The organism is Streptomyces sp. WZ-12, assembly GCF_028898845.1.
GTDB lineage: Bacteria > Actinomycetota > Actinomycetes > Streptomycetales > Streptomycetaceae > Streptomyces.
The window spans coordinates 5,531,280-5,544,781 of sequence record NZ_CP118574.1 but is presented as its reverse complement, the minus strand read 5'-3'; the positions used below and the strand labels follow the sequence as shown (position 1 = coordinate 5,544,781).

The following is a 13,502-nucleotide window of genomic DNA, read 5'->3' as shown; positions in this document are numbered from 1 at the left end:
GCGGGCGACGGCGATCACGCGCTACCGAAATGCCCTTGTTTGCCGGTCTTTTCTCCGGGCCACCCGTCCGTCGAGGCCTCCCCGACGCCCCCGCTCCCTACTCCGCGCCCAGCGCCGCCGTCACCGAGCCGGCCAGCGCGTCGAGGTACCCCGCGGGCAGCTCGTCGCGGGTCACCAGCAGTCGCCAGTACAGCGGCCCGGTCAGCAGGTCGAGCGCCAACCGGGAATCCACGTCCGCGGGCAGCTCCCCGCGCTCCACCGCCCGCGCCACCACCGCCGCCGCGACGCCCTCCTGGCTGTCGTGCAGCGCGGTCTTCAGGGCCGCGGCCAGCTCCGGGCTGCGCGCCGCCTCGGCCAGCAGGTCCGGGATGACCTGCGAGGCCATCGGGTGCCGCAGCGCCCGCGCCGCGACCTCCAGCAGCATCCGCACATCGCCGCGCAGGGCCCCGGTGTCCGGGGCCGGCAACCCGGCCACCGCCACCGCCGACACCACGTCCAGGACCAGGTGCAGCTTGGAGCGCCAGCGCCGGTAGACGGCGGTCTTGCCCACACCGGCCCGGCGGGCGATGCCCTCGATCGACATCCGGGCGAAGCCGACCGCGGCCAGTTCCTCGAAGACCGCCGCGCGGATCGCGGCCGTCTTGTCCTCCCGCAGCACGGCGGCGCCCGCCGGGGCCCGACGCGCCCCGGTCACCGTCGGGCCTGACGCACTCTCGGTGCCGTTCTTTGCCATGCCTTGATCCTAGCGGTACGACGCTACGGTTGCGTTTCGACGTGCGCCCGCCCTACTGTCGACGTCACGACGATACGGACCCGTTCCATCGTCGCGTCGGACTCTGACGTCCGCGTGACCGGACTCTGACGTCCCCGTACGAAAGCGAAAGCGCCCCCCATGCCCCAGACCCTCGCGCCCCCGGCCCCCGCCCGGCCGACCGGCCCCGACGCCACCCCCGACCCGGAGCTGCGCGCCCTGGCCGAGCGCCACGGCCTCACCGTGAGCGGCGCCCGCCCCTCGCTACCGGAATACACCCGGCAGTTGTGGCACCGGCGGCACTTCATCACCTCGTTCGCCACCGCCAAGCTCACCGCGATGTACACCACCGCCAAGCTGGGCCAGCTCTGGCAGGTGATCACCCCGCTGCTCAACGCCGGCGTCTACTACTTGATCTTCGGCGTGCTGATCGGCACCAAGAAGGGCGTCCCGGACTACATCCCCTACCTGGTCACCGGCGTCTTCGTCTTCACCTTCCTGCAGAACTCGGTGATGGCCGGCACCCGGGCGATCTCCGGCAACCTCGGCCTGGTGCGCGCCCTGCACTTCCCGCGCGCCTGCCTGCCGATCTCGTTCTGTCTGGCCCAGCTCCAGCAACTGCTGTACTCCATGGCCGTGTTGCTGGTCATCCTGCTGGCCTTCGGACAGGTGCCGACCGGGTCCTGGCTCCTGGTCTTCCCGGCCCTGACGCTCCAGTTCATCTTCAACACCGGCCTGGCGATGGTCATGGCGCGGCTCGGCTCGCGCACCCCCGACCTGGCGCAGCTCATGCCCTTCATCATGCGGACCTGGATGTACGCGTCCGGCGTGATGTTCAGCATCAGCCTCATCCTCAAGGGCAAGCACCTCCCGCAGATCGTGGTGGTGCTGCTGAACGGCAACCCCGCCGCGGTCTACATCGACCTGATGCGCTTCGCCCTGATCGACAGCTTCACCAAGCACCAACTGCCGCCGCACGTCTGGGCGTTCGCGGCCGGCTGGGCGCTGCTGGCCGGGGTCGCCGGCTATGTGTACTTCTGGAAGGCGGAGGAGCGGTACGGACGTGGCTGACTTCATGACGGACCCCGACGACGCGGCCCGGCCCACGGTGCCGGACGAGAGCCGCGCCCCCACCGTGATCGCGGACGACCTGCACATCGTCTACCGCGTCTACGGCACCGGCGCCGGCAAGGGCAGCGCGACCGCCGCGCTCAACCGCATCATCCGCCGCGGCCCCTCCACCAGCGTGCGCGAGGTGCACGCCGTCAAGGGCGTCTCCTTCACCGCCCACAAGGGCGAGTCGATCGGCCTGATCGGCTCCAACGGCTCCGGCAAGTCCACCCTGCTCCAGGCGATCGCCGGGCTGCTGCCCGCCGAGCGCGGCAAGGTCTACACCCACGGCCAGCCCTCGCTGCTCGGCGTCAACGCGGCCCTGATGAACGACCTGACGGGCGAGAAGAACGTCATCCTCGGCGGTCTGGCCATGGGCATGTCCCGCGAACAGGTCCACGAGCGCTACGACGGCATCGTCGACTTCTCCGGCATCAACGACAAGGGCGACTTCATCTCCCTGCCGATGCGCACCTATTCGTCCGGTATGGCGGCCCGGCTGCGGTTCTCCATCGCGGCCGCCAAGGACCACGACGTGCTGCTCATCGACGAGGCACTGGCCACCGGCGACCGGGCCTTCCAGAAGCGCTCCGAGGCCCGCATCCGCGAACTCCGCGAAGAGGCCGGCACGGTCTTCCTGGTCAGCCACAACAACAACTCCATCCGCGACACCTGCGACCGCGTCCTGTGGCTGGAGAAGGGCGTCCTCCGCATGGACGGCCCCACCGAGGAAGTCCTCGAAGCCTACGAGGACTTCACGGGGGCGTAGGCCCCCACCCGTCACGAGCGCCGGACGGGACCGCCCGGCCCGCCCGGGCCCACTCCCGCGCCCCCACCCCAGGGGCCCACCGCACACCCGGCCCCCACACACAAGCGCCGGACGGGCACTTCCAGCCCGTCCGGCGCTTGCGCGCAACGGGGCGGCACCCCACGGGCGCCGCCCCACCCGCCTCAGCTGTGCGTCCGCAGCAACGTCCGCATCGTCCGCATGGCCACCGAGAGGTTCGCCAGGTCGAAGCCCTCGGACCCGTGGATCTCCTCCAGCGTGGACCGGGCCCGCGTCAGGATCGCCAGGTTGGTCTCCTCCCACGCCTTGAACCGCTCCTCCGGCGTCGCCGAGCCGTTGCCCACGGCCAGCACGTCCGAGGTGAGCGCGGCGTGCGCGGCGAAGAGGTCCTCGCGGATCGAGGCCCGGGCCATCGACTGCCAGCGGTCGTTCCGCGGCAGCTCCAGGATCCGGTCCAGCAGTTGGTTGATCTGCAGCCGGTCACCGAGGTCGTAGTAGACCTCCGCGACGGCCAGCGGCTCCTTGCCGGTGCGGTCCGCGATGGCGACGATGTCCAGCGCCGGGAAGACCGAGGAGAAGCCGGAGACCCGGACGGCCAGCGGCTCGGGCACCCCGGCGTCCGTCAGCTCCTCCAGGATCGTCTGGTACCACTCCAGGTCGCCGCCCTGGAGCAGCTTCGGCAACTCGGCCCAGACCTGCGCCACCCGCTCCGCGAAGAAGTCGATCGTCCCGGACAACTCCAGCGGCTGGCGGCGGTTGTTGAGCAGCCAGCGGGTGCCGCGCTCGACCAACCGGCGCGAGTGCAGCCGGATCCGGGTCTGCACGTCGGCCGCGACCACGTTGTCCAGCGCCTCGACGTCGTCCCAGACCTCGCCCAGGCGGAAGATCGCGCGGGCCGCGGTGTGCGCCCGGACGACCTCCTCCAGCGACGCCCCGGTCTCCTCCCGCATCCGGTGCAGGAAGCTGGTCCCGCCGGTGTTGACGGTGTCGTTGACCAGCACCGTGGTGACGATCTCGCGGCGCAGCGCGTGCCCGTCGACCTGGCCGGTGAAGTCCTCCCGCAGCGCGGTGGGGAAGTAGGCGTGCAGCAGGTGCTGGAGGTAGGGGTCGTCCGGCAGCCCGGTCTGGATCAGCGCGTCGGCGACGGTGATCTTGGTGTAGGCGAGCAGGACCGCGGTCTCCGGCTGGGTCAGGCCGCGCCCGGCGCTGAGCCGCTCGCGGATCTGCCGGTCGGTGGGCAGGAACTCCAGCGCCCGGTCCAGATGCCCGTCGCGCACCAGGCGGCGCATGAAGCGCTGCTGGGCGTGGAGCATGCTGGAGGACTGGGCGATGGCCAGCGCCAGCGCGGTGTTCTGCGCGTAGTTGTTGCGCAGCACCAGCGCGCCGACCTCGTCGGTCATCTGCGCCAGCAGCTTGTTGCGCTGCTTGACCGTCATGTCGCCGTCGGAGACGACGGAGTTGAGCAGGATCTTGATGTTCACCTCGTGGTCGGAGGTGTCCACACCGGCGCTGTTGTCGATCGCGTCGGTGTTGATCTTCCCGCCGGCAGCGGCGAACTCGATCCGGCCCAACTGCGTCAGACCCAGGTTGCCGCCCTCGCCGACGACCTTGACCCGCAGGTCCTCGCCGTTGACCCGGATCGCGTCGTTGGACTTGTCGCCCACGTCGGCCTGCGACTCCGCCGACGCCTTCACGTACGTGCCGATGCCGCCGTTCCACAGCAGGTCGACCGGGGCCTTGAGGATGGCCTGCATCAGATCGGCCGGCGTCATCTTCTTCACGCCGGGCTCGATGCCGAGGGCCGCCCGCACCTGGGCGTTGATCGGGATGGACTTGGCCGACCGCGGGTGGATCCCGCCGCCCTGCGAGAGCAGTTCGGTGTTGTAGTCCGCCCACGAGGAGCGCGGCAGCTCGAACAGCCGGCGGCGCTCGGCGTAGGAGGTCGCCGCGTCCGGCTTGGGGTCGAGGAAGATGTGCCGGTGGTCGAAGGCGGCCACCAGCCGGATGTGCTCGCTGAGCAGCATGCCGTTGCCGAAGACGTCACCGGACATGTCGCCGACGCCGACGACGGTGAAGTCCTGGGTCTGGGTGTCGTGGCCCAGCTCCCGGAAGTGCCGCTTGACCGACTCCCAGGCGCCGCGGGCGGTAATGCCCATGCCCTTGTGGTCGTAGCCGGCACTGCCGCCGGAGGCGAACGCGTCGCCCAGCCAGAAGCCGTAGGACTCGGCGACCTCGTTGGCGATGTCGGAGAACGTCGCGGTGCCCTTGTCGGCGGCGACCACCAGGTAGGTGTCGTCCTCGTCGTGCCGGACGACGTCCCTGGGCGGGACGACCTGGCCGCCGACGAGGTTGTCGGTGATGTCCAACAGGCCGGAGATGAAGGTCTTGTAGCTGGCGATGCCCTCGGCCAGCCACGCGTCCCGATCCTGCGCCGGATCGGGAAGCTGCTTGCCGACGAAGCCGCCCTTGGCGCCGACCGGCACGATGACGGTGTTCTTCACCATCTGCGCCTTGACCAGGCCGAGGATCTCGGTGCGGAAGTCCTCCCGCCGGTCCGACCAGCGCAGACCGCCGCGCGCGACCTTGCCGAACCGCAGGTGGACGCCCTCGACGCGGGGCGAGTACACCCAGATCTCGTACGCCGGGCGGGGCGCCGGCAGATCGGGGATGGCCTGCGGGTCCAGCTTCATGGACAGGTACGGGCGCCAGTTGCCCCCGCCGTCCTTCTGGTAGTGGTTGGTGCGCAGGGTCGCCTTGATGACAGTGAGGAAGGAACGCAGGATGCGGTCCTCGTCCAGGGAGGCGACCTGGTCCAGGGCGCCGTCCAGCTCCTCCAGCAGCCCGTCGATCAGCTCGGTGCCGGCGCTCTGCCGCTCCGGCGACATCCGCGCCTCGAAGAGCGAGACCAACAGCCGGGTGGTGTGGACGTTGTTGGAGAGGGTGTCCTCCATGTACGTCTGGCTGAAGGTCGAGCCGGCCTGCCGCAGGTACTTGGCGTAGGCGCGGAGCACCATCGCCTGGCGCCAGTTGAGACCGGCGCGGAGCACCAGCTTGTTGAAGTTGTCGCTCTCCGCGGCGCCCGTCCACACCGCGGTGAACGCCTCCTGGAAGCGCTCACGGGCGTCGTCGCCCGTGACGTGCTCGGGCATCCGCAGGCCGAAGTCGTAGATCCAGGCGAGGGTGGCGTCGGCGCGGCGCAGCTCGTGCGGGCGCTCGTCGACGACCTCGACGCCCAGGCGGTTCAGGCCCGGCAGCACCTTCGACAGCGAGACCGGCTCGCCGCGGCGGTAGATCTTGAACCGGCGCTCGCCGGGCGCGGCGTTGACCGGCTCGTAGAGGCTGACCGAGAAGTCCCGGCCGGGCTCCTCGGTGAGCTTCTCCAGGTGCGTGAGGTCGGCGACCGCGGCGCGCGGGCTGTTGTCGGCCTTGTAGCCCTCGGGGAAGGCGTGCGCGTAGCGGCGCAGCAGCTCGGCGGCGCGCTCCTCGCCGACCTCGGCGGTCAGCGCCTCGGCGAAGCCGTCGGCCCAGGAGCGGGCGGCCTCCACCAGGCGGGCCTCGATGCGGTCCACGTCCGCGTCGGTGGGCTCGGGCAGGCGGGTGCCCGGCTCGACGCGGATGAGGAAGTGCAGCCGGGAGAGGACCGATTCGGTGTTCCAGGCGGTGAAGTCGACGCTGGTGCCGCCCAGTTCCTCCTTGAGGAGGTCGATCAGCCGCAGCCGGACGGCGGTGGTGTAGCGGTCCCGCGGGAGGTAGACGAGGGCGGAGTAGTAGCGGCCGTACTCGTCCTGGCGGAGGTAGAGCCGCAGCCGGCGGCGCTCTTGGAGGTAGAGCACGCTGGTGGCGATGGTCCGGAGTTGGTCCGGCGGGGTCTGGAACAGCTCGTCGCGCGGGTAGGTCTCCAGGATCTGGAGCAGGTCGCGGCCGTCGTGGCTGTTCGGGCTGAAGCCGGCGCCCTCCAGGACCTCGGCGACCTTGCGGCGGATCATCGGCACCCGGCGGACGGACTCGGTGTACGCCGCCGAGGAGAACAGGCCCAGGAAGCGCCGCTCCCCGATGACGTTGCCCGCCTTGTCGAACTTCTTCACGCCGACGTAGTCGAGGTAGGAGGGGCGGTGCACGGTGGCGCGGCTGTTGGCCTTGGTGAGGATCAGCAGCTTGTGCTCGCGGGCCTTGGAACGGGCGTCCGCGGGCAGCCGGTTGAAGGACGGCGAGACCGGGTGGCCGGCGTCGCTCTCCCGGTGCGCGGGGTCGGAGCGCAGGATACCGAGGCCGGTGCCGGGCACGGCGGACAGGACGTCCTCGTCGACGCCGTCGTCGCCGGGCGCGGAGGCCAGCTCGTACTCGCGGTAGCCGAGGAAGGTGAAGTGGTCGTCGGAGAGCCAGCGCAGCAGCTCCCGGGCCTCCTCGACGTCCTCGGCGCGGATGTCGTCGGCGATCGGCTCACCGGGCAGTTCCTCGGCGATCCGCAGCGACGCGGAGCGCATCTTGTCCCAGTCCTCGACGGCCTCGCGGACGTCGGAGAGCACCCGCAGCAGATCCGCGGTGATCTGCTTGAGGTCCTCCCTGTCGGTCTCGCGGTCGATCTCGACGTGGATCCAGGACTCGACGACCGCGTCGTGCGGCAACTCGGCGGCCTTGGCACGGCCGTTGGGACCGTGGATCTCGCTGCCCGCGTCGAGGACCTCGATCAGCTTGCCGGCGACGTCCCGGCGGACGGTCAACTGCGGGTGGATCACGACATGGATGCCGCGCCCCTGCCGCGAGAGCTCGTTGGTGACCGAGTCGACCAGGAACGGCATGTCGTCGGTGATCACCTCGACGACGGAGTGGCTGCACGTCCAGCCGTTCTCCTCGACGGTCGGGGTGTGCACCCGCACATTCGCAGTGCCCTGCGGCCGGTGCTTGGCGAGGCGGTAGTGGGAGAGCGCGGCACCGAAGACGTCGACCGGGTCGCGGTCCGCGAGGTCCTCGGGGGCGGTGTGCAGGTAGTAGCGCTGGAGGTATCCGGCGAGGGTGTCCGGGTCCAGCCCGCGGACCGGGGTGCCCCCGGCCGGGCTGCTCTCACCTACCCGGGCGGCCCTCGCGAGCAGCTCGTTCTTGGCTTCGTCCAGCTTGGTCTGCATGTCCTCTGGCTCCTGTCGCGCGCCGTTGCGTGACGTTGTGGAAGAACTCCGATGAAGCCGCACAACGCCACCGCGACGCGGGGTGTCCTGTCGCTGTCGACGCTATGCCGCGATGGGGAAAGGCCGGGCCGTCGTCGACGAGTTTTGACGAAGTCGACATGGGTTGGCGGCCGCAACGATCAGCGGTCGCCCGGTCACGGTGGTGTCCCGGGCGCACGGCGGGGGGCTTGCCACCCCCGCGGGCTATCGCGCTGATCACGGTGCAAGGCTATCGCTCCCGGCAAGTGGCCGGTTATGCGCCGTGCACGTAAAACCACACCTCTAACTTAGCCCTTCTGGACAACGGACCGCCGGGGTGTCGTATGCCTGGCGGACGCCCGGACCGGCCGGACTCCACGGCCCTACGCGCCGAGCTCCTCCGCGACCTGTACGGCCTCGGCCAGGCTGTCCACCACCGGCGCCCCGGCGACCGCCAGGCTGCCGCGGCTGTGCGATCCACCGGTGTAGAGCACCGCATGGGCCCCCGCGTCCCGGGCGGCGACCGCGTCGTCGACGGCGTCCCCGATGACCACCGTGCGCCCCGGGTCGACGCCCTCCAGGGCCGCCAGATGACGCACCATGTGCGCGCTCTTCGACCCGCCGGACGGCCCCGTGCGGCCCTCGACCCGGACGAACCGGGAGGCGATGCCCATCCCCTGCACCAGGGGTATCAACTCGTCATGGCCGAACAGGCTGAGGATCGACTGGCTCCGCCCGGCCGCCTGCCACGACTCCAGCAGCGCCGCCGCGCCGTCGGCCAGCCCGCACCCCGCGCGGTGCTCGGTGTAGTGCCGTTGGAAGGCCGCGTCCATGACCAGCCACTCGGCCTCGGTCGGCAGCCGGCCCATCAATCTCTCGTAGAACCGCGGCACCGGCACGCAGTACAGCTCGCGGTAGCGCTCCAGCGTGATCGGCTCCAGGCCGATCTCCGCGAAGGCGGAGTTGGTCGCCGCGATCACGGCGTCGATGTCGTGGAACAGGGTGCCGTTCCAGTCCCACACGATGTGTGCGGCGGGCTTCCTCATGCCGTCCGGTCCTTCCCCCCGTGCGAATGCCATGGGAAAAACCGTACCCGCCGCCACTGACAACGGCGCCGGGTCGCGGTCGAGCCCGCCGGAGCGGGTGTCACCCCAGCAACTGCGGGATCTCCTGCACCCCGAACCACATCAGGTCGTGGTCCTCGGCGCCGTCCACCGTGAACTGCGCGTCGTCGTCGCCGAGATCGGCCGCGCCGAGCATCGCCGCGGCCGCCGCCACGTCCTCCTCGGCGTCCGCGGAGTCCACGTGCACCGCCGCGGCCTTCGCCAGCGGCACCGGCCCGGCGACCCGCACCTCGCCCAGCGCGGACTGGTCCAGCCCGCGGTCCGGGTCCACCGCCGCGCTCCGCTCCGGCACGTCCACCGCCACCACGACGCGCCGCCGCGCCGTGTCCGGGTGGCCGGCCAGCAGCCGCAGCGACGCCTGCGCCGCGCGGTTCAGCGCCGCGTACTCCAGCTCCTCGATGTCGTCCGACACGTACCACTCCCGCAGCGCGGGCGTGACGGCGTACGCGAGCAGCGGGCCGGCCGCGAGCTCGCCGCTCTTGTGCGCCTCAGCGAGCCCGGAAAGCGTCAGGGGAACGTAGACACGCATAACAGCCGCTCTCGCTAGATCCAGAACAATGCCCCGCCAGCATACGGCGGTGCGTCCCCCTTCGTGCCGCCCGCGTTCCCCCCGGGCCGCCGGGCCGCGACCCCGGTGCCGTCCCGGACCCGCCCCGTGATCCCGGGCCCGTGCCACGGACGGGTGAAAATCGACCGCCGCCGCCCGGCCGGCCGGACGCCTTGCTGATGCCGGCGCCCCGCCGACAGGATCGCTCACCACAAGCTACCGCCCGGTAAACGCGCCGGGCCCGGCCTGAGGGGGCACCGCGATGACCGATCCGACCAGCCAGAACACCGCACCGACCGGCGCCACGGCACCGACCGCGCGCACCCCTGAGGCGCCCGCTCCGACCGTCCCCCGGCCCCGCCGCTCCCCCACCGACCGCACCCCCGACGCCCCGGCCGCCGCCCACCCCGTGCCGCCGCCCGCCGCGCCGCGGCGCACCGCCCCTCCGGCCCGCCGCGGCACCCGCCGCCCCAACGGCCCCGCGGGCCGCGGCCCCGGCTCAGCCGGCAACCGCGGCCCCACCCGCACCCCCTACCTCGCCCGCAACACCACACAGCGCCGCCCCGATACCACCGCCCCCACGCTCCCCACCCCCGGCGCCCAACGCCGCGCCCACGAGAACCGGCCGCACTTCTGGTTCGCCCACCAACTCCTGCTCACCCTCAGCGACCAGCGCCCCGTCCACGCCCTCCTCGGCCACACCCTCCCCGACGCCTACGACCGGCTCGCCGAACTCGCCCCGCTGTCCCCACTGCGCCCCTACGTCGCCCCGGGCCTGCGCGCCCCCGTCCCGGCCCTGCACGCCTGCGGCCTGTGTCGCCCCCGCGAAGGCATCATCGAGGCGTTCGCCCGGATCACCACCGGCGCCCGACTGCGCGCCCTGGCGTTCCGCCTCGAACGGGGCGCCGACACCCGCTGGCGCTGCGCCGCCCTCGACCTCGGGCCCCTCCCCTGACGGGCACGCCCCACGGCGCCCGCCCCGGGACGGCGCGAAGGGCGCCCGGCCGGATGGCCAGGCGCCCTTCGCGCGGTGCTCGGTGGTCGGCTACTTCTTGCGGCGCCGCCCGCCGCCCTTCTGCGCCTTGCGCCGCTCGGCGCGGGTCAGCCCGTCGGACTCCGAGCGCGCCCGCCCGTCGGACTCCAGGTCGCTGACGAAGTCGCCCTCGATGACACTGCCGTCGCCGTCGACCTTCGGCGCGGTGAAGTGCAGCCGGTCCGGACGCTGCGGCGCCTCCAGACCCTTGGCGTGGATCTCCGGGCGCCCCGCGCCGGCCGCCGCCGGAACGGCGTCCCCGTCGCCCTGCGCCGCCTCGGCCCGGTCCCCGGACTCCTCCACCGGAACCTCCTCGACCTGCTGCTCCACCTGGACCTCCAGGTTGAACAGATAGCCGACGGACTCCTCCTTGATGCCCTCCATCATCGCGGTGAACATGTCGAAGCCCTCGCGCTGGTACTCGACCAGCGGGTCCTTCTGGGCCATCGCCCGCAGGCCGATGCCCTCCTGGAGGTAGTCCATCTCGTAGAGGTGCTCGCGCCACTTGCGGTCCAGGACGGACAGCACCACGCGCCGCTCCAGCTCCCGCATGATCTCCGAGCCGAGCTGCTCCTCACGGGCCGCGTACTGCTCGTGGATGTCGTCCTTGATGGCGTCCGCGATGAACTCCGAGGTCAGGCCCGCGCGGTCGCCGACCTCCTCCTCCAGCTCCTCGATGCTCGCCTTGACCGGGTAGAGCTGCTTGAACGCGCCCCACAGGCGGTCCAGGTCCCACTCCTCGGCGAAGCCCTCGACGGTCTCCGCCTGGATGTAGGCGTCGATGGTGCCGTCCATGAAGTGCTTGACCTGCTCCTGGAGGTCCTCGCCCTCCAGGACGCGGCGCCGCTCGCCGTAGATGACCTCGCGCTGGCGGTTGAGGACCTCGTCGTACTTCAGGACGTTCTTGCGGGTCTCGAAGTTCTGCTGCTCGACCTGCGATTGGGCGGAGGCGATCGCCCGCGTCACCATCTTGTTCTCGATCGGCACGTCATCGGGCACGTTGGCCATCGCCATGACGCGCTCGACCATCTGCGCCTTGAACAGCCGCATCAGGTCGTCGCCCAGGGAGAGGTAGAACCGCGACTCGCCCGGGTCGCCCTGCCGGCCGGAACGACCGCGCAACTGGTTGTCGATCCGCCGCGACTCGTGCCGCTCGGTGCCCAGGACGTAGAGCCCGCCGAGCTCCTTGACCTCCTCGAACTCCGCCTTGACGGCCGCCTCGGCACGCTCCAGGGCGGCGGGCAGCGCGGCCGCCCACTCCTCCACGTGCTCGACCGGGTCCAGCCCCGCCTGGCGCAGCTCGGTCTCGGCGAGGTCATCGGGGTTGCCGCCGAGCTTGATGTCCGTACCGCGACCGGCCATGTTGGTGGCGACCGTCACCGCGCCCTTGCGGCCGGCCTGGGCGACGATCGTCGCCTCCCGGTCGTGCTGCTTGGCGTTGAGCACCTCGTGGGCGATGCCGCGCTTCTTGAGCTGCTGCGAGAGGTACTCGGACTTCTCGACCGAGGTGGTGCCGACCAGGATCGGCTGGCCCTTCCCGTGCTTCACGGCGATGTCCTCGACGACCGCGTCGAACTTCGCGGGCTCGGTGCGGTAGATCAGGTCCGCCTGGTCCTTGCGGACCATCGGGCGGTTCGTCGGGATCGGGACGACGCCCAGCTTGTAGATCTGGTGGAACTCCGCGGCCTCGGTCATGGCCGTACCGGTCATGCCGGAGAGCTTGTTGTAGAGGCGGAAGAAGTTCTGGAGGGTGATCGTGGCGAGCGTCTGGTTCTCGTCCTTGATCTCCACCCCCTCCTTGGCCTCGATGGCCTGGTGCATGCCCTCGTTGTAGCGACGACCGGCGAGGATACGACCGGTGTGCTCGTCGACGATCATGACCTCGCCGTCGATGACGACGTAGTCCTTGTCGAGCTTGAACAGCTCCTTGGCCTTGATCGCGTTGTTGAGGTAGCCGACCAGCGGGGTGTTCACCGACTCGTAGAGGTTGTCGATGCCCAGCCAGTCCTCGACCTTGCCGACGCCGGACTCGTGGATGCCGACGGTGCGCTTCTTCTCGTCGACGTCGTAGTCGCCGGACTCCTCGACCCCGCGCTGCGGGTTGGCCGGCTCGCCCCGCTTCAGGCGCTGCACCAACTTGGCGAAGTCGCCGTACCACTTGGTGGCCGAGTCCGCCGGACCGGAGATGATCAACGGCGTACGGGCCTCGTCCACGAGGATCGAGTCGACCTCGTCGACGATCGCGAAGTTGTGGCCGCGCTGGACCAGTTCGTCCTTCGACCACGCCATGTTGTCGCGCAGGTAGTCGAAGCCGAACTCGTTGTTGGTGCCGTAGGTGATGTCGCAGTTGTACTGCTCGCGACGCTGAGCCGGCGTCATGTCGGCCAGGATGCAGCCGACCTTCAGGCCCAGGAACTTGTGGACCCGGCCCATCATTTCGGAGTCGCGCTCGGCCAAGTAGTCGTTGACCGTGATCAGGTGGACGCCCTCGCCGGACAGCGCGTTCAGATACGCCGGGAGGGTACCGACCAGGGTCTTGCCCTCACCGGTCTTCATCTCCGCGACATAACCGAGGTGCAGCGCCGCGCCGCCCATGAGCTGGACGTCGTAGTGCCGCTGACCGAGCACGCGCTTGGCGGCCTCGCGGACCGTGGCGAACGCCTCGGGCAGCAGGTCGTCGAGGCTCTCACCGTCGGCGAAGCGCTGCTTGTACTCGTCGGTGAGCGCCCGCAGCTCGGCGTCGGAGAGGGCCGCGAAGTCCTCCTCGATGGAGTTCACCTGGCCCGCGATGCGGTGCAGTCTGCGCAGGATCTTTCCTTCGCCTGCACGCATGATCTTCGTCAAGACGGACACTTGGGCTGGTCTCCTTGCCGGTCGGGCCTGCACGGTCGAGTGCGCGGGCGCGGCATGTTTCCAGGGGGCAGGCCCCGCCGCAACGGCCATCGTAAAGGAGGACACTGTCCGGCCGGGAGGTCCGCCGCCACCGAGCCCGCCGACCCCTCGCCACGT

General features: G+C 70.9%; 8 protein-coding genes. 3 read left to right on the top strand and 5 right to left on the bottom strand.

Annotation, left to right across the window (positions count from 1 at the left end; translation table 11 throughout):
- Positions 1 to 97: 97 nt before the first annotated feature.
- Positions 98 to 733, bottom strand: a complete 636-nt coding sequence (locus PV796_RS24010; RefSeq protein ID WP_274915429.1) for a TetR/AcrR family transcriptional regulator — start codon at positions 731 to 733, stop codon at positions 98 to 100.
- 159 nt (positions 734 to 892) lie between these two features.
- Between PV796_RS24010 and PV796_RS24005 the strand changes: the two genes are divergently transcribed.
- Complete coding sequence (locus PV796_RS24005) at positions 893 to 1,822, top strand: ABC transporter permease (protein ID WP_274915428.1); 930 nt, start codon at positions 893 to 895, stop codon at positions 1,820 to 1,822.
- Between the two features lie 4 nt (positions 1,823 to 1,826).
- Positions 1,827 to 2,630 carry an ABC transporter ATP-binding protein gene (locus tag PV796_RS24000; protein WP_274919208.1) on the top strand — a complete coding sequence of 268 codons (804 nt, stop codon included), beginning with the start codon at positions 1,827 to 1,829 and terminating at the stop codon, positions 2,628 to 2,630.
- Between the two features lie 182 nt (positions 2,631 to 2,812).
- On the opposite strand, the gene PV796_RS23995 is transcribed toward PV796_RS24000, so the two are convergent.
- From PV796_RS23995 to PV796_RS23985, 3 genes are all read right to left on the bottom strand, one after another.
- Positions 2,813 to 7,771: an NAD-glutamate dehydrogenase gene (locus tag PV796_RS23995; protein ID WP_274915427.1), complete on the bottom strand. Its 4,959-nt coding sequence runs from the start codon at positions 7,769 to 7,771 to the stop codon at positions 2,813 to 2,815.
- A gap of 401 nt (positions 7,772 to 8,172) precedes the next feature.
- Positions 8,173 to 8,835, bottom strand: a complete 663-nt coding sequence (locus tag PV796_RS23990) for an HAD family hydrolase (protein ID WP_274919206.1) — start codon at positions 8,833 to 8,835, stop codon at positions 8,173 to 8,175.
- Positions 8,836 to 8,935: 100 nt separating this feature from the next.
- Positions 8,936 to 9,442 (bottom strand): DUF6912 family protein, encoded by a 507-nt coding sequence (locus PV796_RS23985; protein ID WP_274915426.1) that lies wholly within the window; start codon positions 9,440 to 9,442, stop codon positions 8,936 to 8,938.
- Positions 9,443 to 9,722: 280 nt separating this feature from the next.
- Between PV796_RS23985 and PV796_RS23980 the strand changes: the two genes are divergently transcribed.
- Positions 9,723 to 10,415: an Rv3235 family protein gene (locus PV796_RS23980; RefSeq protein ID WP_274915425.1), complete on the top strand. Its 693-nt coding sequence runs from the start codon at positions 9,723 to 9,725 to the stop codon at positions 10,413 to 10,415.
- 90 nt (positions 10,416 to 10,505) lie between these two features.
- Here the strand turns inward: PV796_RS23980 and secA are convergent, their stop codons facing one another.
- On the bottom strand, positions 10,506 to 13,346 hold the full coding sequence (gene secA / locus PV796_RS23975) for a preprotein translocase subunit SecA (protein ID WP_274915424.1): 2,841 nt from the start codon (positions 13,344 to 13,346) through the stop codon (positions 10,506 to 10,508).
- Between the last annotated feature and the right edge of the window lie 156 nt (positions 13,347 to 13,502).